Origin of the sequence: Hahella sp. HN01, assembly GCF_018986435.1 — a bacterium.
Taxonomy (GTDB): domain Bacteria; phylum Pseudomonadota; class Gammaproteobacteria; order Pseudomonadales; family Oleiphilaceae; genus Hahella.
Map to the genome: position 1 here is coordinate 178,033 of NZ_JAHMIN010000002.1, position 26,674 is coordinate 204,706.

At 56.8% G+C, this 26,674-nt stretch carries 28 protein-coding genes; 14 read left to right on the forward strand and 14 right to left on the reverse strand.

From position 1 onward, the window contains the following. The first annotated feature begins 239 nt into the window (after positions 1-239). Positions 240-521 (forward strand): hypothetical protein, encoded by a 282-nt coding sequence (locus KP814_RS03125; RefSeq protein ID WP_216735383.1) that lies wholly within the window; start codon positions 240-242, stop codon positions 519-521. Between the two features lie 114 nt (positions 522-635). On the opposite strand, the gene KP814_RS03130 is transcribed toward KP814_RS03125, so the two are convergent. From KP814_RS03130 to KP814_RS03150, 5 genes are all read right to left on the reverse strand, one after another. Continuing rightward, the gene (locus KP814_RS03130) at positions 636-1,388 is read right to left on the reverse strand and encodes a helix-turn-helix transcriptional regulator (RefSeq protein WP_216735384.1); all 753 of its coding nucleotides are present in this window, start codon (positions 1,386-1,388) and stop codon (positions 636-638) included. 143 nt (positions 1,389-1,531) lie between these two features. Beyond that, complete coding sequence (locus tag KP814_RS03135; RefSeq protein ID WP_216735385.1) at positions 1,532-2,692, reverse strand: DUF1513 domain-containing protein; 1,161 nt, start codon at positions 2,690-2,692, stop codon at positions 1,532-1,534. 1 nt (position 2,693) lies between these two features. Then, positions 2,694-3,806: an imelysin family protein gene (locus tag KP814_RS03140; RefSeq protein ID WP_216735386.1), complete on the reverse strand. Its 1,113-nt coding sequence runs from the start codon at positions 3,804-3,806 to the stop codon at positions 2,694-2,696. Between the two features lie 12 nt (positions 3,807-3,818). Beyond that, positions 3,819-5,234 (reverse strand): di-heme oxidoredictase family protein, encoded by a 1,416-nt coding sequence (locus KP814_RS03145; protein ID WP_371824028.1) that lies wholly within the window; start codon positions 5,232-5,234, stop codon positions 3,819-3,821. Between the two features lie 198 nt (positions 5,235-5,432). Further along, entirely contained in the window at positions 5,433-6,812 is a 1,380-nt protein-coding gene (locus tag KP814_RS03150) for an imelysin family protein (protein WP_216735388.1), read from the reverse strand. A gap of 224 nt (positions 6,813-7,036) precedes the next feature. Between KP814_RS03150 and KP814_RS03155 the strand changes: the two genes are divergently transcribed. Continuing rightward, complete coding sequence (locus KP814_RS03155) at positions 7,037-7,669, forward strand: flavin reductase family protein (RefSeq protein ID WP_216735389.1); 633 nt, start codon at positions 7,037-7,039, stop codon at positions 7,667-7,669. A 16-nt stretch (positions 7,670-7,685) separates the two neighbouring features. Here the strand turns inward: KP814_RS03155 and KP814_RS03160 are convergent, their stop codons facing one another. From KP814_RS03160 to KP814_RS03180, 5 genes are all read right to left on the reverse strand, one after another. Next, positions 7,686-8,264, reverse strand: a complete 579-nt coding sequence (locus tag KP814_RS03160) for an AAA family ATPase (protein WP_127967926.1) — start codon at positions 8,262-8,264, stop codon at positions 7,686-7,688. 50 nt (positions 8,265-8,314) lie between these two features. Continuing rightward, on the reverse strand, positions 8,315-8,656 hold the full coding sequence (locus tag KP814_RS03165; RefSeq protein ID WP_216735390.1) for a ParD-like family protein: 342 nt from the start codon (positions 8,654-8,656) through the stop codon (positions 8,315-8,317). Positions 8,657-8,758: 102 nt separating this feature from the next. After that, positions 8,759-9,121 carry a translation initiation factor Sui1 gene (locus KP814_RS03170; RefSeq protein ID WP_216735391.1) on the reverse strand — a complete coding sequence of 121 codons (363 nt, stop codon included), beginning with the start codon at positions 9,119-9,121 and terminating at the stop codon, positions 8,759-8,761. A 44-nt stretch (positions 9,122-9,165) separates the two neighbouring features. Further along, positions 9,166-10,182 (reverse strand): YheT family hydrolase, encoded by a 1,017-nt coding sequence (locus KP814_RS03175; RefSeq protein ID WP_216735392.1) that lies wholly within the window; start codon positions 10,180-10,182, stop codon positions 9,166-9,168. A gap of 91 nt (positions 10,183-10,273) precedes the next feature. Beyond that, the gene (locus tag KP814_RS03180; protein ID WP_127967930.1) at positions 10,274-11,701 is read right to left on the reverse strand and encodes a PLP-dependent aminotransferase family protein; all 1,428 of its coding nucleotides are present in this window, start codon (positions 11,699-11,701) and stop codon (positions 10,274-10,276) included. A gap of 199 nt (positions 11,702-11,900) precedes the next feature. Between KP814_RS03180 and KP814_RS03185 the strand changes: the two genes are divergently transcribed. The 6 genes from KP814_RS03185 to KP814_RS03210 all read left to right on the forward strand — a co-directional run bounded on the left by KP814_RS03185 (position 11,901) and on the right by KP814_RS03210 (position 15,149). Further along, complete coding sequence (locus tag KP814_RS03185) at positions 11,901-12,128, forward strand: DUF1127 domain-containing protein (protein WP_216735393.1); 228 nt, start codon at positions 11,901-11,903, stop codon at positions 12,126-12,128. Between the two features lie 196 nt (positions 12,129-12,324). Next, entirely contained in the window at positions 12,325-12,939 is a 615-nt protein-coding gene (locus KP814_RS03190) for a LysE family translocator (RefSeq protein WP_216735394.1), read from the forward strand. 130 nt (positions 12,940-13,069) lie between these two features. Beyond that, a complete protein-coding gene (locus KP814_RS03195; protein WP_216735395.1) occupies positions 13,070-13,390 on the forward strand; it encodes a hypothetical protein in 321 nt (106 codons plus the stop codon). A gap of 39 nt (positions 13,391-13,429) precedes the next feature. Beyond that, positions 13,430-14,167, forward strand: coding sequence for a YafY family protein (locus KP814_RS03200; protein WP_216735396.1), 738 nt, complete (start codon positions 13,430-13,432; stop codon positions 14,165-14,167). Further along, positions 14,160-14,576, forward strand: a complete 417-nt coding sequence (locus KP814_RS03205; protein ID WP_127967935.1) for a hypothetical protein — start codon at positions 14,160-14,162, stop codon at positions 14,574-14,576. Before KP814_RS03200 ends, KP814_RS03205 begins: the two co-directional genes overlap by 8 nt. Positions 14,577-14,579: 3 nt before the next feature. Beyond that, the gene (locus KP814_RS03210) at positions 14,580-15,149 is read left to right on the forward strand and encodes a class I SAM-dependent methyltransferase (protein WP_216735397.1); all 570 of its coding nucleotides are present in this window, start codon (positions 14,580-14,582) and stop codon (positions 15,147-15,149) included. Here KP814_RS03210 and KP814_RS03215 read toward each other — a convergent pair. The 3 genes from KP814_RS03215 to KP814_RS03225 form a co-directional block, all read right to left on the reverse strand. Beyond that, positions 15,129-16,574 (reverse strand): LruC domain-containing protein, encoded by a 1,446-nt coding sequence (locus KP814_RS03215; protein ID WP_216735398.1) that lies wholly within the window; start codon positions 16,572-16,574, stop codon positions 15,129-15,131. The two genes, KP814_RS03210 and KP814_RS03215, sit on opposite strands and share 21 nt — an antisense overlap. Continuing rightward, complete coding sequence (locus KP814_RS03220; RefSeq protein ID WP_216735399.1) at positions 16,571-17,011, reverse strand: hypothetical protein; 441 nt, start codon at positions 17,009-17,011, stop codon at positions 16,571-16,573. Before KP814_RS03220 ends, KP814_RS03215 begins: the two co-directional genes overlap by 4 nt. 146 nt (positions 17,012-17,157) lie before the next feature. After that, positions 17,158-18,579, reverse strand: a complete 1,422-nt coding sequence (locus KP814_RS03225) for a DUF6880 family protein (RefSeq protein WP_216735400.1) — start codon at positions 18,577-18,579, stop codon at positions 17,158-17,160. Between the two features lie 123 nt (positions 18,580-18,702). On the opposite strand from KP814_RS03225, the gene KP814_RS03230 reads away from it, so the two are divergent. Then, positions 18,703-19,278 (forward strand): DUF924 family protein, encoded by a 576-nt coding sequence (locus tag KP814_RS03230; protein ID WP_216735401.1) that lies wholly within the window; start codon positions 18,703-18,705, stop codon positions 19,276-19,278. Positions 19,279-19,296: 18 nt separating this feature from the next. Here KP814_RS03230 and KP814_RS03235 read toward each other — a convergent pair whose 3' ends face one another. Beyond that, entirely contained in the window at positions 19,297-20,979 is a 1,683-nt protein-coding gene (locus KP814_RS03235; protein WP_216735402.1) for an alpha-glucosidase, read from the reverse strand. Positions 20,980-21,307: 328 nt separating this feature from the next. Between KP814_RS03235 and KP814_RS03240 the strand changes: the two genes are divergently transcribed. From KP814_RS03240 to KP814_RS03260, 5 genes are all read left to right on the forward strand, one after another. Then, positions 21,308-21,715: a glyoxalase superfamily protein gene (locus KP814_RS03240; protein WP_216735403.1), complete on the forward strand. Its 408-nt coding sequence runs from the start codon at positions 21,308-21,310 to the stop codon at positions 21,713-21,715. 116 nt (positions 21,716-21,831) lie between these two features. Beyond that, positions 21,832-23,109: an ABC transporter substrate-binding protein gene (locus KP814_RS03245; protein ID WP_216735404.1), complete on the forward strand. Its 1,278-nt coding sequence runs from the start codon at positions 21,832-21,834 to the stop codon at positions 23,107-23,109. Between the two features lie 59 nt (positions 23,110-23,168). After that, on the forward strand, positions 23,169-24,086 hold the full coding sequence (locus KP814_RS03250) for a carbohydrate ABC transporter permease (protein ID WP_127974392.1): 918 nt from the start codon (positions 23,169-23,171) through the stop codon (positions 24,084-24,086). A gap of 1 nt (position 24,087) precedes the next feature. After that, a complete protein-coding gene (locus KP814_RS03255; protein ID WP_216735405.1) occupies positions 24,088-24,933 on the forward strand; it encodes a carbohydrate ABC transporter permease in 846 nt (281 codons plus the stop codon). A 54-nt stretch (positions 24,934-24,987) separates the two neighbouring features. Further along, complete coding sequence (locus KP814_RS03260; RefSeq protein WP_216735406.1) at positions 24,988-26,610, forward strand: alpha-glucosidase; 1,623 nt, start codon at positions 24,988-24,990, stop codon at positions 26,608-26,610. Positions 26,611-26,674: the final 64 nt, after the last annotated feature.

A 26,674-nucleotide genomic window follows, 5' to 3' on the forward strand; every position in this document is an offset into this window, starting at 1 on the left:
CAATGGGCTTGAAATGCTTGGCGGGTCACAAATTGAGCGGTATTTGGTGTGTATGACTATGCATCCGCTATGCCACACATTGTTACAAATACGTACGCAGGCCGCCGCTTTTTTGTGAACAAAAATTAACCAGTTTGCGGGCGCCAACTAGCGGAATTTATGGTCCAAACTGAGAAAGAGACCGTAATTTTTGGCGCAGCAGGAACAACAATACTCCCAAAAAACTGAGGAGGTGACGTATGAGTACTAAACAATCAGTAGGCTTTATCGCTGGTTTAGCGCTAGCGGTGTCCAGCTCTTTTGTTCTGGCCAGTGATGGAAGCATCGCTAACACCAGAGCGGAAAATCTTGAAGTTCAAAATATGGACGAGATGATCGCGGAGTATTATATCGAGAAAGGTGAAGCAACCGCCGCGGGTCCTCAATCTCAAGACATGCGTAGCATGCGCTATGAAAACAGAAGGAGCAGCGAATATCCTAATGCCCACCAACGCAAATGGGAACAAGTCGGAAACGACTGAAAATAGCCTTTGTTCCCTATGATCTCCTTCTCAGGTGGACAAAGGATTCGAGTATGTGCTCGTGAGAGACAGGGACTGGCGGCAAGGAGTCGTTAGTCCCTTCTTCATTATTGATCAGAACTTCTTCGTAGAAGGCTCGCGACGCAACCTGGTGAAAGACTGCGGCTCCCAGGGTCGAATCGCCATGACGAAGGCGGTGCCAAATTTATCGTTCAGCGGGATGGCTTCATCCTCCGCCACCAAGGCGTGAAACTCCGCCGCCAGACGTTGCATGCGACGCTGAATTTCCGCGTTCGAACGTCGCGACAGCATTCCACTCAGGAAAAGGCGGCTTTCTCCATTCTTGTTGAAGCGCGATTGCAGAAATTCGTTTTGCACTTGTTGCTCAAAGAATTGCTGGATGGGGCCATGAGGGCGCCAGGAGAAATGTCGGGAGATTTTCAATTTCACCCGGTTGCCTGGCAATAATTCAATCAGCTTCATACGGTCCAGCTTGGCCAGTAGACGCACGCCTTCCAGTTCTTCGATTTGATAGGTGCTGATGATTTCCCTGAAGGTCCATTTATTCAGCAGTAGTTGCGCGGTGAGCAACAGATTGATATCTCCGGCCAGGTCCTTTTCCTGCTCCTCCGTCAGTTCCGTAATTTCTCCAGAACTGTTTTCCATACTGCGCACCAGATCGGATATTTCGATACCGAGGAACTCGCAAACCCGGTCCAGCCGCTGCAGCGAAAAGCTGCGTTCGGAGAATAAGCGCTTGACGCTGGCCTCCGATAACTCCAACGCGGCGGCGACGTCAGCGTAGGTTTTCCCTTGGGCTTTGAGGGTGCGTTTGAGAGTGTCGATCAAAGCGATGGTCTGCGGCATAACAATCCTTCCGGGGAGACAGCGGACCCAAATAATAGCCCTGTCACAGGGTGACGTCGAGAGAGGAGGAAGATTGGGCCCTGCTTGAGCGCGCCAGGGTCGTGCTGACCCTGGCGGAATAAAAGCGCTGACGGCTTGCGGGGCTAGCCCGCCAGCGTCATGTGGTTATCCCAGCGGGTGCCGGCGACAGACCAGTGCTGTTCAACTTTCATCGTTGTCGGGTCGACGCGGATGACTTCCCCTTCGCCGCTGCTGGCCAGGAATTCTTTGCCGTCAGGCGTCAACGAGAGTCCGCAGACATCCGGCAGGTTGATCTTCCCAACGCACTTATGTGCGTCCAAGCTCCATAAGGTGATGGAGTCCCCTCTGGGAGAGGTGATGCCCGCCACGCGCAGCTGTGAATTGATCACCACGCTGCCGGTGTAATTCTTCAGGCTGCGCCACAGGCTGTATTCAGCCGACGCGGCCTGAATTGGCGAACCGGACTTGTGCATGTAGACCAGCGGCGGCGTATCCGTGGGAGGGCCTTCGTACTGGCAGCCGAAACAGACTGTGCCGTCATCGGCCACATCCAAATGGCGAATGCTGAGCTTTTTATCTTCCAGCTCCCAGCGTTCCAATAACGCTCCGCTGACGATGTCGATATAAGCCAGGGAAGGCTCCATGGCGTCAGGATTCATTTTTTCCCGCGGATTATCCGGGTGGGTCAGGATGCCGCCATTGGCCACCACCAGCGCTTTGCCGTCCGCGGATAAACGCAGCTCGTGCGGTCCGACGCCGCCGCTGGACCACTCACCCACCTGACGGTAGCCGTCCTGGGCGTCGCGAACGCCAATGACGCCGCGGCCGCTGGCGTAATCGTTTTCCGTGGTGTAGAGATAGCGGCCATCGCGGGAGTAGCAGGCGTGACCGAAGAAATGTCTGCCTTCCGCGCTGGAGAACTCTTCATAGCTGGGTTCGCCATTCGCCTGACGGCGGACTACCGCCGCAAAGCGGGCGGGACGACGGCCGACCAGGACGAACTCCTCGCCGGAGGGATGGCGCGCCACGCCGTGCCCGCGTCCGGGTAGGGCGTGCTCCATAAGGACGTCGCCTTGCAGACTCCACAATATCAGATGGGAGTCGCCGCCAGCGCCATTCACGGATGAAAACAGCGCGCCTGCAGCGGCGCTGCCACTGGTCGACTGTTTGGCGGCGAAGGCCCAGCCAGGGACAGCCATAGCCAGTCCGCCGAGCGCCAGTCCGCGAGCCAGTTGCCGACGGGTCAAGGTAAGTTGGGAGTGGTGATTGGGTTTGGTGCGCATATCAGTCCCCATCCTCGCTGTTGAAATCCCGGGTGACGCCGATAGCAGGAAACAGTTCTTTTTCCACGGTCGCCTGCAATTGGCGGAGGGCTTCATGCAGCTTTTTAACCTTGGCGGTTTTTTCCGCGTCATTCACGGCGTCTTCCAGAGCGAAGTCGATCTGCGCCAGTTGCGCATCAACCTCATCCAGCAGTCCGGTGACTTTTTTATGCATGGCTGCGTTATCGCGGGAGAGCAGGAAGTCGTCAAAGCCATAACCCTCGCAGCCCATATAAAAGCGTCTCAGCGCACTGAGATTGTGGCGGATATTGGCGATGGAGTTGCGACTGTGGAAGGACTCCAGCGCTTTCAATTTGGCGGCGCGACCTTCCAGACCCAGCGGCGCCGCCACTTTGTTGGCGGTGATTTGCTGGATGCCGGTCATGAGCCCGTTCAGGTATTCATCGACGCCCTCCTGAGGCACGCTGAGATCGCCATCGGCTTCAAAGGGATTTTCGAAATTGTCGCCGAAGCCATCGGTCCATTCCTTTTCCAGCTCCGTCGCCAGCGTAACGCTGTGGTCGGCGATCGCCGTCAGGGCCTGACAGCGGCGCGCGCCGTGATCGGCGGACTGCAGTTTATTCAAGGCGTCTTTGCCGAACAGCAGGTATTCAACTGCAGGCAATCCCTGGATAGCGATACTGCCGTTGTTGATGGCGTCCTGCAGCGGGTCTGATCCAGACGCAAGTCCTTCTACAGCGCGCTCCAGCAGTTTTTCCCGGATTGGCCAGCTTTGCATACGCAGGCGGCGGTCCTGCTCCTGGAGTGGACCGAACTGGATGAGCGATACGCTCATCCAGGTTTGCATGACGTCGCGCCATGCCTGTTGCGCTTGCTCAAGAGACTGCGCGTTCGTCGCCTCGCACAGAGCGGACGCTTTGGTTTTGAGCGTCTGGACTCTGGCGCTGAGCTCTTGGTGGGCGGGAACGATCATATTGTTTCTGGCCTGCTTTAGAATCTGCAGGTATTCCTTCTCAAAGCTTTCTCCCGCGGCCACTGAGGACAGCGACAGCGCGGACGCCGCCAGGACGCCAGCGCGGAACAGTCTGAATAGACTTGTCGATTTAGAATTCAAAAGCGGACTCCTCTACAGAGATTCCAAAAACTTCACCAGCGCATCACGATCATCCGCTTTAAACGCCAGCACTTTATCCCGTGATTGCTGCGCCTCGCCGCCGTGCCAAAGCACGGCTTCCAGCAAGCTGCGCGCGCGCCCGTCATGTAGATATGTCGCCTGTGGATTGACGACCTGGCTCAACCCTATGCCCCAAAGCGGCGGCGTGCGCCATTCCGTTGCGGTGGCGTCATGCTCCACCACTTCGTCCGCAGGCGCGGGAGAACCGTTCAGTTTCAGATCCGCCAGATCCGGGCCCATATCGTGGAGCAGCATGTCCGTGTAAGGGAAAATAGTCTGCTCGGATTGTTCGATATGATCTTTGCCCAGCTTCGCGGTGACGAAAGACTCGTTGTGACAGGCGTTGCAGCCGGCCTCTCGAAACAGACGGTGGCCTGTTTGTACGACGCTGTCCTCAATGTTACGACGTGCGGGAACCGCCAGATTGCGGCCGTAAAAGGCGACGAAATCGAGGATGTCGTCGCGAATTTCAATGCCGTTTTCATCCGCGCCATTGGGCGCCTTTTTGCACGCGCTTTGGGCGTCTGTGCAATGGTCTGTGGTAAACAGGGAGGACGTGAGGCCCATGTCGCCATTGAAGGCGCCGGCCGTCTGCTGTTTGACGGTGGGTTGTCCGGCTTTCCAGCCGAAGCGGCCAAGCGTTTGCGCTTTTTGCTCTACGTCCCAAACCTGATTGGTGCGCCCGGATACGCCGTCATGGTTGCTGTCCTGTGGGTCCGCCAGAGCTTCGATATCCGCCTGGGGAATAGCTTCCAGCAGGCCCAGACCGATTACCGGCGGCGCCACTCGCAAAGACAGAGTCAGGTCGTCCGCAGGATCGCCATAGGCCCAGTTGCGCAGACGCCATTCTGGCCGTCGCAGACTGACCTTGAAGCCGTCAGCGAAGCTGACGGTCTCTTCGTTGTAGCTGACTTCAATATGGGCTTCCGGCGACACTCCTGGAATGGCTCGGTCCTGCAACTGACCGCCGTAAACCGGATCGCCCAGATTGGCCACGTCGGGTTTGTCCAATAACGCCTGCTCTTCAGCGTTACGCGCCGGTCGGCTCAAACGGATCAACAGGCTATCTGCGTCATCCGCAGCGTTGGCGGGAGCATGGCCGCGACCGTCATTGAAGTGACAGCTTTGGCAGGCGCTGACGTTAAACAGCGGTCCCAGACCGTCGCGCAAATCGGTAGTCGCCGGCGCGATGACCCAGGGGTCTTCAAAAAAGTCGTTGCCAATCAGGAAGTCGCCTTTGCGGCGGGAGCTCATGTTGGCGGAGTTCAAACTGAATGCTCCGGCGTGCGTCGCCGGAACGGTCGTGTCTCCGCCGGACTGTTTCTGGGTGGCGAGATCGTAATCCACCGCTAAGGCGCAGGAGGACACAGTGATCAAAAAAGCGCCCTGTATAAACGCAAAAAAAGCGCCTTGGCGCTTCCCGGGGAGTTTAGATAATGGATGTGGGTAAAAGGGTGTTGGTCCCGATTTTTTCATTATTTCATCACAGCTAATTATTCAGAGATTACGGCGGTCGGCCAGGGATTTTACCCGATTTTYGCCCGACCGCCGTGATTTATATCAGGATCAGGATTCGCAGTCGCCCACGTTTTCAGTTGGACAGGTGCCGGCGTCGAATTCCTGCAGGCTCAGAGCCAGCACTTTGGAAACGCCTTCGCTCAAAGGTTCTTCCAGGCTGACCAGCGCCGCAGCGGCGTCCAGCACCAGTTTTTTGTCTTCTGCGCTGCCGCCGACCAACTGGTCGAACTTCTTCCCGCCGGACTTCGCTTCCGCTTTGTCTACGATAGCGCGCATGCGGCTCTCGATCAGATTCATGTGCTCATCCATTTGCTGTTTGAGCACAGGGTTTTGATGCGCCACCAGATCCGCCAGACTGGGTCCGCTGACCACGCTGCCGTCAAGGCGGGTATAGCTGCCGCGGTAAGCGTCCACGACGCCCATCGCGTTGTTGTAGATAGCGATGTGAGTCAGATCGCTGAAGCAGTCGTGTTCGTCTTCAGTGCTGCCGAACAGGATGGCGACTTTCATGCGCTCGCTGGCCAGTTCTCCGATAGCCAGATCGCCCATGGAGTCCAGAATGCGCTGCAGGCCGTCGCCACGGGTCAGGAAGTCGTTACGCAGGGTGCCTTTTTGCGCGCCGGCGGCAGGCGTCCACTCCGCCTCCATGGCCTGTAAATCGTTAACCAGCAGGTCTGCTGCGGCTTTCAGGTACTGCGCGCGACGCTGGCAGATCTTGTAGTCGGATTTTTTGTCGCCGCTGGTGCAGGCGCCCTGGCTGGACTTGGTGAAGTAATCGCTGACGGGACGTGCGCCGGCGCCAGGTCCAGTACCGTTAAGATCCTGGCCCCACAGCAGGAATTCAATTGCATGCACGCCGCTGGTGACGTTGGCTTCCGCGCCGCCAATTTCATTCATGCCCGCGATCAGTTCCGGAGTGATGGTCGAGATGTCAACGCTCTGGCCGCCTACGGTGAAGACGCCAGTGCTGTTGATGATGTTCTTGGGTGAGTTGTATTCGCCTTCATAGGAGCCGGAAACGTAGTCGATCAGGGCTTCGTCCAGCGGCCATGCGTTAACCTGACCTTCCCATGCGTCGATGCTGGCGAGGCCGCCATCTGCGTCCAGGCCTTCCGTCACATGGCCGTTCTCTACGTCAAAACGCAGAACTTCACTTTGCTGATAAGGAACCCGAGCCTGTGCGTAGGCGGCTTTGGCTGCATCCAGATTGGCCTGGGTGGGGTTGGCCAGGAATACGTCGATGGACTTGTTCAACTGCGTCGCCGCCAGCAGAGAATCTTCATACATGGCGTGAGCCATGTTAGCGAAGTGATCGACAACTTGTTTCGGTTCAACAACTTGGCTGGTGCTGGAAGTCTGCTGCCCGGCGCAGGCGGACATAAACAGCGGAACAGCGAGAGCTGCGGCGAGTTTGCAAGGGCGCATCATGGGATCGGTTCCTATTGGTGAATAATACTAAGAATGTAAATGATAATAGTTACTATTATTTCATTATTCAATAACACCGGAAGATAGCGGCTTTAGATGCCCTGATGTCTATGGGAGCGGGTAAGCTAGAGGGGCCCCTGTAGCAGTGGGCTGAAGTGAACCTGAAGCGGAAAATGCGCGTATAGTGTCGGGTTCGCCGTCATTATTTGCAGAATGGGAGTCGTATGCTGATCAACCGTGAAGATATCGAAGCGATGCCGCACTTGTATCGGGTGGCCTTTATCAACTCCCTGTCCGGGTTCAAGAGCGCTAATCTTGTGGGCAGTGTGGATCGGGAGGGGCGCACCAACCTCTCTATTGTCAGTTCCTGTACGCATATCGGGGCGCATCCGCCATTGGTGGCTATGATCATTCGACCCCATTCGGTTGAACGGCATACGCTGGAAAATATTCTTGCAACAGGGCATTACACGCTGAATCAGGTGCATGCGGGCATTTACCGGCCCTCTCACCAGACTTCCGCCCGCTACCCCAAAGAGGTTTCGGAATTTACCGCCGTTGGACTGACTGAGGAATGGCGGGATGACTTCGTCGCGCCCTATGTGAAAGAAAGCAAAATTTCGTTGGGGATGGCGTTGCGGGAGCACCACCATCTCAGCATTAATGGAACCGAACTGGTGATTGGCGAAATTCTGCAGGTGCAGTTGCCGTCAGAGTGTCTGATGCAGGATGGTTTTGTGGATATCGAAAAAGCCGAAACTGTGGCGCTGTCGGGTCTCGACAGCTATCACCGCAGCCAGCGTCTGGCCCGGTTGAGTTACGCCAAGCCGGACGCGCCTTTGCAGGACTTAGAGTAACGCTCTAGCGCTGACGCTAGTCCGCAATCATACGCAGCGCCCAGTCTGGCGTGGTCTCTCCCCACTGTACTGGACGGCCATGCTCCAGTTTGACGATAAACTGATAGGGCGCTTCCGCGCTGGTGTTATCGAAGAAATATGCGAAGTCGACGAAATTGATGGCGGCGCTGACGTTTTCCCGTAGCCTCGGCAGCCGGCGGCGTAAACGCTCTTCCGGCACGTCGTGGCCGCCAGCGCGCACGCGCTGGGAGACTCTGTTGACGTGCAGATCTTCCAGCTGCAAATGAATGTAAACCAGCGTGATTTCATAGCCATGGCGCTTGGCAGACAGCAACAGATCCACTTTGGAAGGGTGGGAAAATACGGTTTCCATGCAGAAGGAGCGTCGCTCGCGCAGGAGCTGTTCGCGTAGCGCTTGCGCTTCTTGCGCGGCCCTTAAGGTGACTTCGTCATCAATGGTCTGGGCGTAACCTTTGGCGATCTCGTCGGCGTTGACGAAAGGGATGTCCAGGTGTGCGAGTTTGTGCTTGTAAAAAGTGCTTTTGCCTGCGCCGTTGCCGCCGACGAGGACCCATAAAACCGGTTTACGTCTCACTCTCCGTCCTTATTGTTGTGTTTCCGTATGATGAATGACTTTCGGGTCAGTCAGGGCTCATAACGCTTGATTGATTCGCCGTCCTCGCTGCCGTAATAACTGTCATCGCGGTTTTTCAGTTCGTCCGTCACCGAGCTGAAGTCGTCGTCGATAAACTGGTCGAACAGCGTGCGGGACGCCATCAGTCGCTCGTCGTTGTTCAGGTTGTCTATCGGCATCTCGCCGGACAGGAAGCTTCGGATGCGCTCGTAAGATAAAACGCCGGAACGCTCCACCATCTGGCCAATTTTGGCCCAATGTTCAATCTGGCCCTGGACGGAGCGGTGCGCGCCTTTGGCTTCACGCCTGGCGCTGTCAATGAGAAGGTCGTCGATTCGGACGGACTGGGGCATGGCGGGCTCCAACAACTTGAGTGTCGATAATGAACAAATTATAGACGTAATCGCAAAATGCGATCAAGCTGTGATTAGCGCGTCGCCATACTTTGACGCCCATCAGCCTCCTGCTTTTTTGGCGGTAAACCCTTTCTTTTTCAGCTCTTCCACGATCAGGTCGCGATGATCGCCTTGAATTTCAATTACTCCGTCTTTGACCGTGCCGCCAACGCCGCATTTCTGTTTCAGATGCTTGGCGAGATTCTTTAATTCTTCGCCCGCCAGCAGCACGCCTTTCACAACGGTGACGCCTTTGCCTTTTCTACCTGCGGTTTCGCGGCTGACCCGCACCACGCCATCACCCTGGGGGACGGCGGTTTGACCGCAAACGCAGGCGTCCACGGGTTTGCCGCAATCCGGACACATCCGACCAAACTCTGTGGAGTAAACCAGTCCGGAGTTTTTTGCGCTTTTCTTCGACATAGGTAATTCGTGCCTGTTCAAAATCATGTATTCAGCGAGAGGGATCAGCGTTGCGCATCTTCCCTCAGGAAGTCGGCGATATAACGGTCCGCCCAGCTTTCCATTTTGAAATTTTCGATAAATCCGCAGTGGCCGCCGTAGGGAGAGCGCACTATTTTCAGTAGCGGGTTGCCGTTGAGGTGGTCCAGGTCCCGCGCGGGGATCACTGGATCGTCTTCGGCCAGCACCAGACGGGTTTCCACCTGAATCTCGCGCATACGCTCGCCGGTGACGGCGTAGCCTTTGAAGTATACTTCGGAGTTGGCGTAGGGCGTATGGGCGCCGACAAAGTAGTCGCTCATTTCCGTCAGACTTTTACGATCATAGAAGGCGTCGTAGTCAATCAACCCAGGATGGTTGTCCGCTTTTTTGCGCAACGAACGTAACCATTTCTTGCGGAAATAACTGCGATAGATCGGCAGACCATGCTCCAGAGCCCATAAGGTGTGCATCGGCTCCAGAACGGGGGAGATCGCCGCCACTTTGCTCAGTTTAAGCCCAAACTCCTGAACTTTCGTCGCCACTCTTAGAGCGAAATTGCCCCCCAGAGAAAAACCGGCCAGATACCACTGTTCCGGCTCCAATTGCGTCTGCATTTTATTGAGAGCTTCACAGACTTCGTCCAGGCGGTTGGCGTGGAACAGCTCTTCAGTCAAATGATGGGTGGGACCGTGATCGCGCAGATGCAGACGGAAGATATCGTAACCGGCGTTATACAGGTGCGCTGCGAGGGAGAGTATATACAGCGAATCGGCGCAGCCTTCCCAGCCATGAATCAATACGGCCAGCTTGCGCGGCTTGTCTTCCCGACAACTGAGCAGGCCATGAATTTTGCCTCCTTCAGCGCAGTCAAAGATGTAAGGCTGGGCGCGATCCAATACCTCCTGAGCGCGTTTCGCCATCATGGGACGTCGCAGTTTCACCGACGCGAACAGCGACTGAACGTGCCGGTTGCGCAGGCCGAACTGGGGTTTCCATTCGGCGGTTTCTTCACTATGGCGGTCGTCTGTGGCGTCGTTCATGGCGGCGATACCCTGCTGCAGAGTGGTCTTGAGAGCGTCCAGTATAAATCCTGCGAACGCTCCCGTCTCTGAGACTTGCGCAGGGGTAGGGTCAGGACGACTGTAGTTCCTCTTTCACCCACTGGCCGATCTTACGCACCGCCAGCTCCCGCTCCGGCGACCAGCCCTGGGCGTAATTCAGGCGGAAGCAGTGGCGGTACTGGCCCGAAATAGAGAACAGTTCGCCGGGCGCCAGCATGACGCCTTCCGCATGGGCGCGGTGATACAGTTGCGTGGTGTCGATCTTGCGCGGCAGTTCGAACCAGGCCACCAGTCCGCCCTGGGGACGGGAGATGCGGGTGCCCTCGGGAAAGTGTTCGTTGACCAGGTCCAACAGCCGCGCGAAGCGTTGCCGATAGCACTCCCGCGCCTGTCTCAGGTGGCGGTCATACATACCCTGGGAGAGCACCTCCGCCATCACCATCTGCGGCAAGGTCGGCAGTGCGATGCTGTTGATGAATTTGCGATGACTGACCGCTTCGAAATAGCGGCCCGGCATCACCCAGCCGAGACGCAACTGCGGGTCGATGGTCTTCGACAGCGAAGAACACAGCAGCACCCGTCCGTCCGGGTCAAAGGCTTTGACCGCCTTGGGCCGGTGATCGCCGAAATAGAGGTCGCCATAGACATCGTCCTCAATCAGCGGAATATCGTAGCGGCCTAGAATTTTCACCAGTTCCGCTTTGCGCTCATCGGGCATCAGCGAGCCAATGGGGTTGGAGAAGGTAGCGACGGTCAGCACGACTTTGATCGGCCATTTCTCCAGCGCCAGTTGCAGCGCCTCCAGGCTCAGGCCGGTTTGCGGGTGAGCGGGAATCTCCAGCGCTTTGAGGCCGAAGGTCTCGATCATCTGCAGCAGACCGTAGTAGCAGGGGGATTCCACCGCCACGATATCGCCGGGTTGGGTCAGCACGCGCAGGCATAACGCCATGGCGTTCTGGCAGCCGGCGCTGGTGATGATGCATTCCGGGGAGATAAAAACCCCTGCATCCACGGCGCGACGGGCGATCTGATGACGAAACTCACGCACGCCTTCCGGCGAGTCGTAGCCAATGCCCAGAAACGTCTTGCTGCGCGCCATCTGCGCGAAGGTGCGCTGTACTTGCTTGAGAATAGGGAAGTCCAGGGCGGGAATCGCCGCGCTCATGCTCACCCCTTTGCGGGCGGCGGCGTCGCGCTGCACTTCCATGACCAACTGTGAGGTATTCGCCGGACGGGGTTTGGGCGTGTGGCGAGTCTGGGTCGGGGTGGCGAGCCGGTCCTCCTTGCGCTTGCGCACGTAGTAGCCGGACTTGGGACGCGCCTCTATCCAGCCGCGATCCTCCAGAACGCCGTACGCGGTGTTGACGGTGGAGATGCTGACTTGTTGTTTCTTCGCCATTTGACGTACGGAAGGGAGTTTGTCGCCGACGCGGAACACGCCTTCGCGAATCTGATCCGCCAACTGGTCGGCCAGACGCGCATAAAGATTCATTTCCATAAGCAGTACAGATTTAGCCGGTTAACACCATAACAGAAGGGTAATTAGGAAATCTGTTATGGTCAACATGTTTGGTTTTTGAATCTGTAACGGCTCAAAAAAGGGCGATAAAGTATGCATCCTAGATTGGTGGCGAAAATTAAGGCGCGACCAGGAGTACAGATTTGTCCGGATCGCGTCCGAGCAGAGGAGATGAAGCATGGCCGTAGCACATTTTGGAAAATTCGGTCGGAATGCGACGCCTTCCGACAGTCATGGCGCACATGACGCCGCAAGACATGGTTTGAGAGATTTGATTGGCAAATGGCGCCGCAATATCGATACCCGGCACCAACTGTCATTGATGTCAGACAGTATGCTGGATGACATCGGTCTGACCCGCGAAGCGGCGGAAGCAGAAGCCAGGAAGCCCTTCTGGCGCGACTAAGGTCGCACTGAGGCGAGATCGTTAAGCATTTTTGTCTTCCCATACGAGTTTACCCTCGTATTTTTCGCCTCCGGACGCCACGTCCGGAGGCTTTTTTAACCCTTACAGTTTTGCAAATCCCTACGCGCTTCGGGTTTCTATTAACTCGCGCATCCCGGTAGTTGCAGTTATTCCGCTTCGGCGGGGAGTCGTCATCATGGAATTATTTTTCGCCGTACTGTTGTTTGCTGTTTCCACCACTGTCACCCCCGGACCGAATAACATCATGGTGATGGCCTCCGGCGTTAACTTCGGCGTGCGCCGCACCCTGCCGCACTTCCTCGGTATTTGTCTGGGCTTTCCCTCCATGGTCGCCGCCGTTGGGCTGGGTCTGGGAACCGTATTCGCCCAGGCGCCGGCCCTGCATATCATCGTTAAAGCAGTGGGCGTGACTTATATGTTGTATCTGGCCTGGAAAATCGCCACGACGGATACGTCCATCCGCGCAGATAAAGACGTCAAGCCTATGACGTTCTGGCAGGCGGCGGTGTTTCAATGGGTGAACCCCAAAGCCTGGATTATGGCGATTGGCGCAGTGGCGGCTTTCACTACGGTCAGTGGCGATATGAGCGCGCAGGTGGCGGTGATCGCCCTGGCGTTTCTCTCTGTCAGCTTTCCCTGTGTCGGAGTGTGGATGCTGTGCGGCGCCATTCTGCAAAAAGTGCTGACTCAACCCAAACAACAGCGCGTGTTTAACCTGACTATGTCGTTTCTCCTGGTAGCCTCCATTATGCCGATGATCGCCGCCAACCTCAGCGACGTTCCGGTTTGACTCAGCGCGGCCACTGCGACGCGCAACGTTTTTATCCTCAACCCCCATTTCTCCTGACAGTATGCTGTCAGGAGCTCTTTTTTATGCTGTCTCCGTGTTCTTAATATCACTTCCATCAAGGAGACTAAGCATGAGCCAGATCGTAGAACTTGTAACGTTTAAACTACTGCCTGACGCGGACAAAGGCGCATTCGCCGCAGCCAGCGAGGGCGTCAACGCATTCGTCAGAGACCGTGACGGCTTCCTGTATCGCAGCCTGTGCGAGAACCCTCAGGAAAACAGCTGGACTGACATTGTGTACTGGCAGGACATGGACGCTGCTAAACAAGCGGGGGAAATGTTCATGACCTCCGAGCTGACCCGCGGCTTTATGAGCTATATTGATCCGACTTCCGTTACAATGCGGCATCTGCAGGTGGCGAACGATTCCGGTTGTTCAGCGACCGCCTGAGAACCGAAATCTCCCATGTCGTGAGGAATCCTTTCCCGGATGCGCAGAGCTGATCGTCTTTTCCAAATCGTGACCATTCTGCGCAGCCGGCGTGGGGCCACCACCGCCAGGATTATCGCGGAGCAGTTAGAAGTGTCGGAGCGCACTGTCTATCGCGATATCCAGGCGCTGATGGTGTCCGGCGTGCCCATCGAGAGCGAAGCCGGCGTGGGATATCGGTTGATGAGGGGCTTCACCTTGCCGCCGCTCAACTTCCAAGAAGATGAACTGGAAGCGCTGTTGCTGGGCATGCGTATGGTGCAGGCCTGGAGCGACCGCGCCATGGGCCGCGCCGCCACTCACGCCTTGCAGAAGATTCTGGCGGAGCTTCCCTCGCACCTGAAACGCATGGGCGAGCAGACCCAGATATATTCTCCGCAATTTTTTGTCGACGCCAAAACCGCCCAGTTTGGCGAGGAGCTGCGCGCTGCAATCAGGCAAAAAACCTTGATCTGGGTGCGCTACAAACGGGTCGATGGGGTTGAAAGCGAACGCTGGCTGGAGCCGTTAGGCATGTTTTTCTGGGGACGCACCTGGACCCTGGTCGCCTGGTGTCGTCTCAGGAAGGAATATCGCGAGTTTCGACTGGACCGTCTGCTGGAGCTCAGGGCCGCGCAAGAGACTTTCGAGACCCAAAAAGACAAATGTTTAGATCATTACCTGGATCGTGTAACCTCGCTGTATAACGAATACTTTCAGGAACATTCCAGAACAGATCAGCCCAATCCCAATGAGTGACGCCCCTTCCTCTGGCGTAATCGGCGATTTTCCCGGCAAACGCTGGTTGAAGATAGCGCTGCGTACGCTGCATATTCTCAGCGTCGCCGGCGTGTGCGGCGGCATCTGGTTTGGCCATGGGCAGGAAGAATGGCGCGGCTTCTGGATGTTCGCCCTGGCCAGCGGCCTGGCGATGCTGCTCCTCGATTTGCTCTCCAACTGGCTATGGCTGGTGCAGGTTCGCGGCGCGGTGATTCTCTCCAAGTTCGTCCTGTTCTCTATGCTGGGCGTATATCCCTCCGCGGATCGCTGGCTGCTGACCGCGATCATCGTGGCTTCCGTGGTAATTTCCCATGCCCCGGGTTCAATTAGATACTATTCTTTATTACATCGGCGCGTGATGCGTTCACTCTCGGATATGAAAGGATGACAGATGTATTGTCATGATGAAGAACCGTCGCCTTTACTGGTCAGTTGGCAAGATGCGTTTCGTGATGCGCCGGTAGCGCCGGTGCTTGATCTTGCCTGCGGACATGGCCGTAATGGGTTGTGGCTGGCGCGCCGGGGGCGGGACGTGGTCTTCGCCGACCGGGACGCCGAAGCCCTGGACGGCATCGCCGAGGTGTTGTCGCAGGAAGGGTTGCCGGGACGTATCTGGTGCATCGACCTGGAGACGCGCCTGCCGGACCTGGACGACGATAGTTTTTCCGCGATTCTGGTGTTCCGCTACCTGCATCGTCCGCTATTTCCCCTGTTGAGACGCGCCCTGGCCCCTGGCGGCTATCTCTTCTATGAAACTTTCACATGGGAGCAGCCGCAGTACGGCCGTCCCTCTAATCCTGACTTTCTATTGCAGCCCGGCGAATTGCGACGGGAGTTCTGCGCCTGGGATGAAGTGCATTATTTTGAGGGCGTGGACCCTGAGAAACCCCAGGCGATTTCTCAATGGGTCGGGCAAAAACCCCGCCTCGCTATAGCGGAACTACCGCCATTGCCAGCTTGAGCGCGGAATCGTCATTACCTGAGCGGAATTCTTGTTGGCGTGCCAATTCAGAGCGGCGGCGCCATCGGACTCGATATAGTCAATCAGATCCGTATAGGCCAGTCCCATGTCGGTGCGCTCCGTTGGGGGCGACCAGGTGTCCGGTAGGATCAGGCCGAAGGGGTAACCCTGATCGTTCACGAAATCCATGCCGGCGTAGACGGTCTGGAAGTTAGGGCGCACATAAAGATAGGGGCGGAATGCGTCGGGAGAGAATGCCTCCATGGGCGTATCCAGTGCAATCGTAAAGGTGAAGCCTGGCCCTTGAATGATGGGGTGAGCCGGTTCGGTATTGATAAATTGCGCGCCAGCGATCGGGCTCCATAAACTTTTTATTGCCGTGAATAACGGCAGGTCAGTCTGGCCGGACACCGTCGTTGCAAGGCTCTCTTCCTCTATGGCTAAACCGGTCTCAGGAGATAGCACCTGTGTCGTGGCGGCGCCGCTGATAGCCCCTAAATTGAAAGACAGCCCCCAATCCAGGTCATACTCCGCGCCTTTGGCGATCAGAAAACCTTCGCCAAATATCTGCACCGCTTTACCGTATTTGTTGAAACCCACATTGACGCGATAAGCGACCACCAAATCATTGAAGTCATAGTCGCCCCGGTCCGGATAACAATCCTCAAAGGCGACGATGTAGTACTGATTGGCGCTGGGAAAATACTGCGCGCTCGCCATCGTCAGGTCAGAATCGCCGGGCCTGATCACCAATGGCGCCTCCAGCCACCCGGCCTGCAATTGATCCAAAAACGCAGCGTCTTCGGCGGAGATGATGGCGATGTCTTCATAGCCATTGGAGTAGTCGTAGAATGCCTCCGGGTCGCCCAGTTGCACTTGCGTATCCATGAATTGGATATTGAGTGTGATCGTGGCTGCTCCGGTCAGATCAATATCGACCGGGACATAGACGGTGGCGTCGAAGTCCGAGCCATAGATATCGCTGTCCGTATTGGGGGTAATGCGGCTGGAGCCGGTGTCGCCAATCAGGGTGTAGCGCAACTGACGCTGTTGCTCGCCTTTGGGCGCCAGCATGCTTTGGCTTTGGCTCCAGAAGTCAGTGAAGACATGGGTGACGCCCGCAGACTCCACGATCAACTCCAGATTTTCGATGGCGACGCCCTGTGAGGACGCTTTTTCCGTGCCGTTAGCGGCTTCATTGACATCGATGGCGAAGACCAGGCGGCCGCCATTGTCCAGGCGGAACGCCTCCAGCTCGGCGCCTGTCAGATCTGGCTGGCTGCCAGCAATGTCCATGACATTAATATTGCCTATTCCTCGTGACTCAATCACATCATTCAGGCGTTTGGAGACGGTGGCTGCTGAGACCGACGCGTGGATCGCCAACAGCGACAGGCATAAAACAAGGCGGTTGTAACCTCTCATAGCGTAATATCTCCTGTCACAGTGGCAACGGCTCCGCTGACGCCAAAGAGGTCGTAATGAAGCTGACTTTGGCCTTGTAGCAGACTGACTTCCAAGCGGTATTCGTAGAGCAGCCCGTTCTGGACCGGGATAATTTCTCCCAGAAAAAGCGGCGCGTTGGGATTATCGTAGAGTTTCAGAAACAGGCGGGACTCGACGAGCAGCGAGTCGGGAATGGTGACGACCGCCAGTTTGTTAACGTAGGCGTCCAGTGAAGTCCCGCTGTCGTTGATAATGGCTGAGAGGGTAGAGGTTGCGCTGGAATCTGTCGTCTGCGGGGCAGGGGCGCTGTCGGTCGTAGACGAACCGCTGGCGCCGCCGCCACCGCCGCATCCCTGCATAAACAAGGATGAGATCGTCAGCGTTAAAGTAAGCGCTGTAAGTCGGGCATGAGTCATAAAGGGTTGCTCCATTAAAGCTTTACCAATAATGGGCAAGACTCAGGCCACTAATAAGCCTCTTCTAAAACAGATACTTATGATGTCGCGCCAGACGCGTCGCGCATTGCGCTAAGCACTTTGAAAAGCATATGTGCAAGCTGCAATCAGACGCTGCGCAACAATACGGAGCCGTCCACCCGGCTCCAGAATCCGGCTTTATCCGGGTGCGCGCGACGCAGCTCCGCCAGAAACGCGCCGTGGTCAGGCGCAGTTTTATAGTCAGGCGCCGCGACGTCCAGCTCCGCCAGCTCTTTCATGTAATCGGCGGCGTAAGCGTAAGCCTTGGCGTAACTGCGATTGAGAATATCCTCCAGCAGGGCGCGATAACAAAGAATGGCCCCTAAACCAATGCGATGCTCTTTGAATCGCTCCGCCAACGCCAGCAGGTCGCCATGATAGTACTGCTGTAGCGCTGCGCCTTGTTGCTGCAACAACGCCAGCGCCCTTTGCGGCTGTTGCAGCTCCAGCAGCAAGCTGGCCGCCAAGGCGCCGTCGCCGGCTTGCTCCGCGCTTTGGATGGCGTCGTCGATGATGTCTTCGCGCTCCTCGCGCGGAGCCAGTTGCAGCAGCGCCTGCAGGTGCTCCGGCGTGGGCTCCAGATTGAACAGGCGTTGCAAAGCCTCGCGTTTGCTGGCGCGATCGCCGAGCTGTTCATAAGCCAGCAGGCGCATTTTCAGCAGATCTGGATTCTCTGCTTCGGGCGCATCCAGACAGGCCAACGCTTTGTCCGGCTCGGACGCTTTCAGATAATTTTCCGCCAGTTCGATCTTCAAAAAATCGCTCAGTTCGGGATAGGCCAGCTTTACCGCCTGGGCGTACAGATCCGGGTCGTTCATCGCCTGGGCTGTTCCCTGTAATCCGGCCAAGGCTTCGCGAAAGTAATCGTCCTGGGGCGCCAGTCCTTTTTTCACCGCCTGACGTAGCTGACGTTCATAACGCCAGGCCAACTGACTCAATTCGCTGTCCGTAAAACAGGCTTTATCTGAGGCCAATAAGCCAAGCAGGAGATTACAGGCGTCCTTATTGCGCCATTCGGCGAAACGGCTTAACCAATAGCCTTCGGGAAAGCGCTGACGCCGCCGCGCTGACGCAATGGCTCTGGCCATCATGGCGACCGCCTCTCGATAAACATCGCTGATGGCTCCGGCGGAGTCGTCGCTGCGCACGAAGACTTTTTCGTGAGTGGTGATGAACTCCGCCAGTATGTCGCAGGCCTGTAACGGATATTCCTCCATCAGGCTCGCATCGATATCCTGCAACAATTGCTGTAACTGCGCCGCATAACCAAAGGTTTCGCCATAGCGGATAAACTGCCGACTTTGCCCAATCGCCTGGATACGCTCGCTCAGGTTGGCGGACAAGGCGGCGGGAGAACGCCGGAGCAGGAACAAATCAATAAAGGCGTCCACCTCTTCATGTCTGCCGTGCAACTCCAGCAATAATTGAGTCAGCTCGCTTTTGCTCAGCTTTTTGAGGCGGCGCTGAAGATCGCGGGAGTTATTAAGATCCTGGGAGTCGGAAGACATGAGACACCTTTGCTTGCAGGACCCCTGACGAGTTACGTCACAGGCGTCCGATTAGTGGCGATGACGGTCAGCGTGTAAACTGCCTTATGTTATTAATTTTAGACAAAGTGCAGAGGGATGGACATGACGAAAGAGTCAGGTTTGCAAAATGCGCCGTCGCTGACCGCCGATGAGGTGCTGCGATTCTGGTTTGAAGAATTGAGCCCCGCGGACTGGTTTCGCAAAAGCGACGCGCTGGATCGACGCATCGCCGAACGCTTCAGCGCTTTACTTACCGCAGCGAGATCAGGTGAGCTGGCGCACTGGCGCGACGAGCCTCGCGGTCGTCTGGCGGAGGTGATCGTACTGGACCAGTTTTCCCGCAATATCTATCGCGATCAGGCTGAATCCTTCGCGGCGGACAATATGGCGCTGGCGTTGGCTCAGGAAGCCGTGCGGGCGGGAGCGGACGGGGAACTGCGGCAAGAAGAGAAGAGTTTTCTGTACATGCCCTACATGCATAGCGAGTCCGCTGTGGTCCATGAACAGGCTGTGCGCTTGTTCAGTCAGCCCGGACTGGAGAACAACCTGGATTTTGAGTACAAGCACTTGGCGATTATCAAACGTTTTGGGCGTTATCCCCATCGCAACGGGATTTTGGGGCGTGAATCCACGCCGGAAGAGCTGGCGTTTTTAAAGGAGCCTGGGTCAGGCTTCTAAGCCGCCTGCGCCGTTTGCTCAGGGCAAACGGCCAAAGAACGCTTCGTAGGGCGGTAGATAAATCCGATTGTCCCGTAGCTCGCCGGCGAAGCCATGACCGTTTAGAACTTCTGGAGGTTGCGGCAGGTTAAGCTCAATCTCCGCCGGTTCATAGGATACATTGAAGGCGGCCAGCAACCGCCCTCCTTTATGTTTGCGCAGCAACAGCAATACCGACGCGTCTGCGTGAATGATCGACATGGAGCCCAAAAGAATCTCCGGCTGCTCTTCTCGCCACTGAATGAATCGCTGAACCCGACGCAAGACGGATTCAGGGTCTTTTTGCTGCACATTAATGGCGTGGGACAAGTGCCGCGGATCGATAGGCAGCCAGGGCTTATGGGTGGAGAAACCCGCTTGGGGCAGGTCGTCGTCCCAGGGCAACGGCGTACGACAACCGTCGCGTCCCATGTACTGTGGCCAGGACAGCTTGCCGTAAGGGTCGCACAGGTTATCGAAAGGAATGTAGGCTTCCTCCAGACCCAGTTCGTCCCCTTGAAACAGGACCGGCGTTCCCCTCAGCGACAGATGCAGAGCCAGCACAATAGCGGCCAGGCGGGGCGCGTCATGATCGCCTTCCCAGCGTGACACCAGCCGGGCGACGTCATGGTTGTTCAGCATCCAATAGGGCCAAACCTGATCGCAGTTCTCCTCGAAGGTTCGCACGACCTCCACCAGACCGGGCAGGTTGCAGACGCTGGGCAGAGCCTCGTAAATATTCGCCATCTGCAGGCCTTCCTGCGAGCCGCTGTAAATGTTTAGCATTTCAAAGGTGGCGCTGCTGGTGACGCTGCCCAGCAAAGCGGCTTCATAACGATCACACAGGCGGCGGATGCGGGCCAGCGTCGGCAGGGTTTCGGGGCGGTTCTGGTTATAGATCTGCAACTGATATTCGAACGGGTTGATCAGCGCTTCTTCAGGAATCGCCGCCATATTGCGCCGCGCCGGGTTATTGCGCAGCTTTTTATCATGGGTATACAGGTTCGGGCAGTCCAGGCGGAAGCCGGCGACTCCGCGCTCCAGCCAGAATTGCAGAATATTGAGCACTTCGGCGATGACTTCGCTGTTATGGAAGTTGAGGTCCGCCTGTCGGCTGGTGGCGTTATGCAGGTAGTACTGTCCGCGGGTGGAGCTCCATGACCAGGCTGGGTGGCCAAAGGTCGTCTGCCAGTTGTTGGGAACCGTGCCGTCCGCTTGGGCGTCCGCCCATACATACCAGTCCGCTTTCGGATTATTGCGATCCTGTTTGCTTTCCAGAAACCAGGGATGCTGCACGGAAGTATGGCTGATGACGATGTCGAGCAACACGCGCAGGCCGCGTTTATTCGCTTCGCAGATCAGCGCATCGAAATCGTCCAGATCGCCGAAAGCGGGATCAAGGCTGTAGTAGTCGCTGACATCAAAGCCGAAGTCGCTCATGGGCGAGGTAAACACTGGCGTCAGAGCGATGGCGGCGACGCCCAGTTCGACGAAATAGTCCAGTTTTGCGGTCAGGCCTTTGATATCGCCGACGCCATCATTATTGGCGTCGAAAAAGCTGCGCACATTGACCTGATAAATAACGCCGTATTTCCACCAGTCATCCTGTGTGTCTGCAGGTCGTTGCGTCTGTGGCCGCTGATTGTTCCACTTTCCCTGGAGTTGCGGATCGGATGATTTCATAAAGCGCTCGCGTTGCCGGATTCCTGGCGCCGAATCTTGCTGTTCGGATTATATGTCTGACGCCCGTAGCGCCCAGTGTACGTGCGCGACAGAGGCTTGTCCACGTAACCCGGAGTCGTGGAAATTTGGGCTATGTAAAAGTCGACGCTTGTGTTGCAGAAAACTTTTTGTTAACTTCGATCCTCACAGGTGTTGATATACGCCTGCCGCCCACACAGGCAAAGTCGAGTACGACATTATCTACAAATCTATGAGTGTTATAGGTTTAGTGACTCATGAGACAAGATGTGAGTGGGCCGCGTCATTGCCGTTGTAGCGAGACATTGCTATGAATCATGCGACCTGCAGACACGTATCAGAAACCACGCTGAAGAATTTCAAGCGTGACGCCAAGAAAATCAAACGCAGCCAAGGAATCTCCCACGCCCAGGCGTTGGATCTTGTTGCTGTGGAACATGGATTCCGTTCCTGGTTTGATGTTCTAAACCGCGCCAAAGATCTCTCCTCAGCGCGTCAGCAGCCGCAGAAACCTCAAACAACGAATCGCGCCAGCGTAGTCGTAAATCCTTTCGGAAAGCACATTTCCCTGTTCGCAGAATCTTTCGCTCATGCGGTGCCATACAGTTGGCGCATCGCACGACGCAGTATTGGCTCCGGCGTCGCCGGCCATGAGGGGCGTCGCGAGGGTTCAATCCATTCCGTAGTCGTATCTCCCAGCGCCTGGTCTTTGATCTGACGAGGGTTTGATGCCGGCGGCGTCCTCACGGTCGCTCCGCATACGGTGTATCTTTATTTTCATTCTCGCAATCCACGTAATGTGCTCCATATAACAATAACTCGGAGGAATCCATGATGAAAAAAACCATAATTAACGCTATTGGTACGGGTGTATTTCTGTCCGCCGCTTTCAGCCTGCAAGCGCATGCGGAAACGCTGACCATTTCCTGCGGCGCTGTCGGCGCGGAACTGGAATTGTGTAAAGAGGGCGTCAAGGCCTGGGCGGAGAAAACCGGCAATGAGGTGAAAGTGGTGTCCACTCCCAACTCCTCATCCGAACGTCTGGCGCTGTACCAGCAATTGCTGGCCGCGGGCAGTCAGGATATCGACATTTTCCAGATCGACGTGGTGTGGCCGGGTATGCTGGGCCAATACTTCGTCGACCTCAAACCTTTCAGCAATGGCGCTGAGAAAGATCACTTCGAATCCATCGTCAACAACAACACTGTCGACGGCAAACTGGTGGCCATGCCCTGGTTCACGGACGCCGGCGTGCTGTATTACCGCAAAGACCTGCTGGAAAAATACAACCAGCAGCCCCCGGAAACCTGGGCGCAACTGGAAGCCTCCGCGAAAATGGTGCAGGACGGCGAGCGCAAGGCCGGCAATGACAAAATGTGGGGCTTCGTCTGGCAGGGGCGGGCTTATGAAGGGCTGACCTGTAATGCGACGGAGTGGGTGGCCAGCTTCAACGGCGGCACAGTGGTGGACGAGAAAGGCAAGATCACCATCAACAACCCGCAGGCCGCCAAGGCCCTGAACACCGCCGCCGGCTGGATTGGAACCATCAGTCCGCAGGGTGTGACCAACTACGCGGAAGAAGAATCCCGTGGCGTGTTTCAGTCCGGCAACGCCGTGTTTATGCGTAACTGGCCTTACGCCTGGTCGCTGGCGCAGGCGGAAGACAGCGCCATCAAAGGCAAAGTGGGCGTAGTGGCTCTGCCGAAAGGCGGTGAAGATGGTCGCCACAGCGCTACGTTGGGCGGCTGGCAACTGGCGGTGTCCAAGTACGCCAAAAACCCGAAATTGTCCGCGGATCTGGTCATGTATCTGACCAGCTATGAAGAGCAGAAGCGCCGCGCTATCAAAGCGTCCTATAACCCCACCATCAACGCCCTGTACAAAGACAAGGACGTGCTGGCGGCGACGCCTTTCTTCGGCAGTCTGTATGAAACTTTCGTCAGCGGCGTGCCGCGTCCCTCCAGTGTGACCAAGAGTAAGTACAACCAGGTCAGCACCGCTTTCTTCAACGCCGTGCACAGCGTTGTATCCGGCAAGGAAAAAGCCGAAGCCAGTCTGGCTCAGTTGGAAGGCCAACTGCGTCGATTCGCCCGTAACGGAAAATGGAAATGAAACTCTCTCAATCCGGCGCTGCATCTGCAGCGCCTCCCCGGCCTGAGGTAAGCGACAAGATGTCCCAGTCGTCCCGACAACGCCAGCGCGCCCGCAGCGCCTGGCTGTTCCTGGCCCCGATGATCTGTACGCTGCTGTTGGTCGCCGGTTGGCCGCTATTACGCACGATCTGGTTCAGTTTTACTGACGCCAGTCTGACAGATCTCAACGCAGCCGAGTTCATCGGCTGGGGGAACTATTTATACAAGGAAGATGGCGAGTGGTACGGCCTCCTGGCCGACGCCGTATGGTGGAAGTCAGTATGGAACACCTTGACGTTCACACTGATTTCCGTGTCGGTGGAACTGGTGCTGGGCATGATCGTGGCGCTGGCCCTGAACGTGAACTTTGCCGGTCGCGGTCTGGTGCGCGCAGCGGTGCTGATTCCCTGGGCGATTCCCACCATTGTCTCGGCCAAGATGTGGAGCTGGATGCTGCACGACCAGTTTGGGATTCTCAACGACATGCTGATGGGAATCGGTCTGATCTCAGCGCCGCTGGCCTGGACCGCGGATGCGGACCTGTCGATGGTGGCGGTGATCATGGTCGATGTCTGGAAGACCACGCCTTTCATGGCGCTATTGATGCTCGCCGCGCTGCAGATGCTGCCCAAGGATTGTTATGAAGCGGCGAAAGTGGATGGCATTCACCCGGTAAGGGTTTTCTTCAGAGTGACGCTGCCGCTGATTATGCCGGCCGTCCTGGTGGCGGTGGTGTTCAGGGCTTTGGACGCGCTGCGGATCTTCGATTTGATTTATGTGCTGACTTCCAACAGTGAAGACACCATGTCCATGTCCGTTTTCGCCCGCCAGCAACTGGTGGACTTCCAGGATGTGGGATACGGCTCCGCCGCCTCGACGGCGTTGTTCCTGGTGATCGCATTGCTGACGTTGGCCTATCTGTATCTGGGGCGCAAGTACATGCGCGTGGGGGACTGACATGAGCCAGACTGTCGATGCAAAACAGTTGCTGCGTAAAACCGCTTTTTACCTGCTGGTGGCGGTGATCGTGGTGTTTTCCGTGTTCCCCTTTTATTACGCAATTCTGACGTCATTCAAATCCGGCAGCGAATTGTTCGTGGTGGACTACTGGCCGACCTCGGTGCAATGGGGGAACTATATCTCCGTATTCAAAGGCACGGCTTTTGGGGAAAACATCCTCAACTCGGTGATGGTGTCGAGCGCGGTGGTGCTGGTGTCGCTGATGCTGGGTCTGACCGCCGCTTTCGCCCTGGCGCGGATCGATTTCCGCGGTCGCGGACTGATGCTGATTGCGATTCTGTCGGTATCCATGTTCCCACAAGTGGCGGTGCTGTCCGGCCTGTTCGAAGTGATTCGCGGTCTGGGTCTGTACAACAACCTGCTGGGTCTGGTGCTGGCGTACCTGATTTTCACGCTGCCGTTCACGGTGTGGGTGCTCACTACTTTCATGAAGCAGATGCCGAAGGAAGTGGAAGAAGCGGCGATTCTGGATGGCGCGTCCAACCTGACCATTATTTTCCGGGTATTCCTGCCGATGATGTGGCCCGCGCTGGTTACTACCGGACTGCTGGCGTTCATCGCCGCCTGGAATGAGTTTCTGTTCGCCCTGACGTTCACGCTCACCGACGCGCAGCGCACTGTGCCGGTGGCCGTCGCGCTGATCAGCGGCAGCAGCCAGCATGAGCTGCCCTGGGGCGTGATCATGGCCGCATCGGTCATCGTGACCGTGCCGCTGGTGGCGCTGGTATTGGTGTTTCAACGTCGCATTGTGTCCGGCCTCACCGCTGGCGCAGTCAAAGGTTAAACGGGCGCCGCGTGGCGACGCCTGCAGTTATAGATTGTTTTAGGAGTTTCTCTCATGTCGAAGGTTGAGCGGGATTGGTGGCGCGGCTGCACCATTTATCAGATTTATCCGCGTAGCTATCTGGATTCCAACCAGGACGGCATCGGCGATTTGCCGGGCATCGTCAGCAAACTGGATTACATCGCCGGTCTGGGCGTGGACGCGATCTGGTTGTCCCCATTCTTTACGTCGCCGATGAAAGACTTTGGCTATGACGTATCCGACTACCGCAGCGTCGACCCTATTTTCGGGGACCTGGACGACTTCAAGCGTTTGGTGGAAAAGTCTCATGCCCTGGGCATGAAGGTCATGATCGACCTGGTGATGAGCCACACCTCGGATCAGCACCTCTGGTTCCAGGAAAGCTCGCAGGATCGCACCAATCCCAAAGCGGACTGGTACGTCTGGGCCGACCCCAAGCCGGACGGCACGCCGCCGAATAACTGGCTGGCCATGTTCGGCGGCTCCGCCTGGGCATGGTGCGCCAAGCGCCGTCAGTACTATATGCACAACTTCCTGAGCAGCCAGCCGGACCTCAACTACCACAATGCGGAAGTACAGGATCAGATGCTGGAGGAAGTCCGTTTCTGGCTGGACCTGGGCGTAGACGGCTTCCGTCTGGACACCGTCAACTACTACTTCCACGACAAGCAGCTGCGCGACAACCCGCCACTGCCGAAAGACGCCAAGAAGACTCTTGGCGCGCCGGAACAGAACCCGTATTCGTTGCAGCTGCATGTCTACGACATCAGCCGCCCGGACAACATTGGCTTCCTCAAGCGTCTGCGTGAGTTGCTGGATCAGTACGAAGGCATCACCACGGTCGGCGAGATCGGCGCCGATGAGCCGCTGAAAATCATGGCGGACTACACCGCCGGCAGCGACAAGTTGCACATGGCGTACACCTTCGATCTGCTGAATGTGTTCCATGAGCCCACCTATATTCGTGAAGTGGTGGAGCGTCTGGAGAATCAGATTGGCGACGGCTGGGCCTGTTGGGCGCTGTCCAACCACGATGTAGTGCGTTGCGCCACACGCTGGGCCAATGGCCGCGATCGCGCGCCTTTCGCCAAGCTGTTGCTGGGTCTGCTACTGTCTCTGCGCGGTAGCGCCTGCATCTATCAAGGCGAAGAGTTGGGACTGCCGGAGGCGGATGTTCCTTATGAGCGCCTGCAGGACCCCTACGCCCTGCCGTTCTGGCCGGAATACAAAGGCCGCGACGGCTGCCGTACGCCGATGGTCTGGGAAAGCGACAAGCCCTACGGCGGCTTCTCCTCCATCGATCCCTGGCTGCCGGTGTCCGAGGAGCATCTAGGGCTGGCGCCGGATGTACAGGAGAAAGATCCGGATTCCGTGCTCAACTTCTATCGCGGCTTTATTCACTGGCGCAAGCAGCAGTCCGCACTGAAGGCTGGCGCGATTCGCATGCTGGACGCGCCGGAAGGCGGCTTGCTGTTTGAACGCAGCGATGAAGAGCAGCGTATCGTCGTCGCCCTGAACATGACCGCGGAAACCATTCGCATTCCCTGTCGCATGGCCAATGTGACGGCGATGAGCGGACATGGATACAGCGGCGTGCTGGAAGGCGAAGATATCGTATTGCCGCCGTATCAGGCGTTTTTCGGCGAGCTGAAATAGCTGAGACAAATAGCTGAAATACAAGGCGCGTGGACGCGCCTTTCGGCACAACAAATACAAGAGA

Excerpts from the sequence above, each read along its gene's own strand:
- KP814_RS03125 (WP_216735383.1), top strand. The coding sequence starts at position 240 with ATGAGTACTAAACAATCAGTAGGCTTTATCGCTGGTTTAGCGCTAGCG.
- KP814_RS03130 (WP_216735384.1), bottom strand. The coding sequence starts at position 1,388 with ATGCCGCAGACCATCGCTTTGATCGACACTCTCAAACGCACCCTCAAA.
- KP814_RS03135 (WP_216735385.1), bottom strand. The coding sequence starts at position 2,692 with ATGCGCACCAAACCCAATCACCACTCCCAACTTACCTTGACCCGTCGG.
- KP814_RS03150 (WP_216735388.1), bottom strand. The coding sequence starts at position 6,812 with ATGATGCGCCCTTGCAAACTCGCCGCAGCTCTCGCTGTTCCGCTGTTT.
- KP814_RS03155 (WP_216735389.1), top strand. The coding sequence starts at position 7,037 with ATGCTGATCAACCGTGAAGATATCGAAGCGATGCCGCACTTGTATCGG.
- KP814_RS03165 (WP_216735390.1), bottom strand. The coding sequence starts at position 8,656 with ATGCCCCAGTCCGTCCGAATCGACGACCTTCTCATTGACAGCGCCAGG.
- KP814_RS03170 (WP_216735391.1), bottom strand. The coding sequence starts at position 9,121 with ATGTCGAAGAAAAGCGCAAAAAACTCCGGACTGGTTTACTCCACAGAG.
- KP814_RS03175 (WP_216735392.1), bottom strand. The coding sequence starts at position 10,182 with ATGAACGACGCCACAGACGACCGCCATAGTGAAGAAACCGCCGAATGG.
- KP814_RS03180 (WP_127967930.1), bottom strand. The coding sequence starts at position 11,701 with ATGGAAATGAATCTTTATGCGCGTCTGGCCGACCAGTTGGCGGATCAG.
- KP814_RS03185 (WP_216735393.1), top strand. The coding sequence starts at position 11,901 with ATGGCCGTAGCACATTTTGGAAAATTCGGTCGGAATGCGACGCCTTCC.
- KP814_RS03190 (WP_216735394.1), top strand. The coding sequence starts at position 12,325 with ATGGAATTATTTTTCGCCGTACTGTTGTTTGCTGTTTCCACCACTGTC.
- KP814_RS03195 (WP_216735395.1), top strand. The coding sequence starts at position 13,070 with ATGAGCCAGATCGTAGAACTTGTAACGTTTAAACTACTGCCTGACGCG.
- KP814_RS03200 (WP_216735396.1), top strand. The coding sequence starts at position 13,430 with ATGCGCAGAGCTGATCGTCTTTTCCAAATCGTGACCATTCTGCGCAGC.
- KP814_RS03205 (WP_127967935.1), top strand. The coding sequence starts at position 14,160 with ATGAGTGACGCCCCTTCCTCTGGCGTAATCGGCGATTTTCCCGGCAAA.
- KP814_RS03210 (WP_216735397.1), top strand. The coding sequence starts at position 14,580 with ATGTATTGTCATGATGAAGAACCGTCGCCTTTACTGGTCAGTTGGCAA.
- KP814_RS03215 (WP_216735398.1), bottom strand. The coding sequence starts at position 16,574 with ATGAGAGGTTACAACCGCCTTGTTTTATGCCTGTCGCTGTTGGCGATC.
- KP814_RS03220 (WP_216735399.1), bottom strand. The coding sequence starts at position 17,011 with ATGACTCATGCCCGACTTACAGCGCTTACTTTAACGCTGACGATCTCA.
- KP814_RS03225 (WP_216735400.1), bottom strand. The coding sequence starts at position 18,579 with ATGTCTTCCGACTCCCAGGATCTTAATAACTCCCGCGATCTTCAGCGC.
- KP814_RS03230 (WP_216735401.1), top strand. The coding sequence starts at position 18,703 with ATGACGAAAGAGTCAGGTTTGCAAAATGCGCCGTCGCTGACCGCCGAT.
- KP814_RS03235 (WP_216735402.1), bottom strand. The coding sequence starts at position 20,979 with ATGAAATCATCCGATCCGCAACTCCAGGGAAAGTGGAACAATCAGCGG.
- KP814_RS03240 (WP_216735403.1), top strand. The coding sequence starts at position 21,308 with ATGAATCATGCGACCTGCAGACACGTATCAGAAACCACGCTGAAGAAT.
- KP814_RS03245 (WP_216735404.1), top strand. The coding sequence starts at position 21,832 with ATGAAAAAAACCATAATTAACGCTATTGGTACGGGTGTATTTCTGTCC.
- KP814_RS03250 (WP_127974392.1), top strand. The coding sequence starts at position 23,169 with ATGTCCCAGTCGTCCCGACAACGCCAGCGCGCCCGCAGCGCCTGGCTG.
- KP814_RS03255 (WP_216735405.1), top strand. The coding sequence starts at position 24,088 with ATGAGCCAGACTGTCGATGCAAAACAGTTGCTGCGTAAAACCGCTTTT.
- KP814_RS03260 (WP_216735406.1), top strand. The coding sequence starts at position 24,988 with ATGTCGAAGGTTGAGCGGGATTGGTGGCGCGGCTGCACCATTTATCAG.